Raw genomic sequence first — 288 nt, forward strand, 5'->3', positions numbered from 1 at the left:
ACCACTCTTTACGGCATCATATCCATTGTCTTTCATAAATTGATACGCTGTATCTAGATGACGCTCGTAGTTTCTTGTTGAGCCGGAGGTTTCATGATGCATAATCATTTTTACTCCTTTAGACTTTGCGTAGTTATGTATTTCGGAAACATCAAAATCTGGGTAAGGCGTTACAAAATCAAACACATAATCTTTAGATTTTCCAAACCAATCTTCCCAACCTTCGTTCCAACCTTCTACTAAAACACCATCGAAACCATGTGCTGATGCAAAATCTATATAGCGTTT

1 protein-coding gene is annotated in these 288 nt (G+C 37.2%); it reads right to left on the reverse strand.

From position 1 onward, the window contains the following. On the reverse strand, positions 1 to 288 hold a 288-nt coding region (locus J8281_RS19485; protein ID WP_210199292.1), incomplete at both ends, for a glycoside hydrolase family 97 catalytic domain-containing protein.

The organism is Aquimarina sp. U1-2 (assembly GCF_017897595.1).
GTDB lineage: Bacteria > Bacteroidota > Bacteroidia > Flavobacteriales > Flavobacteriaceae > Aquimarina.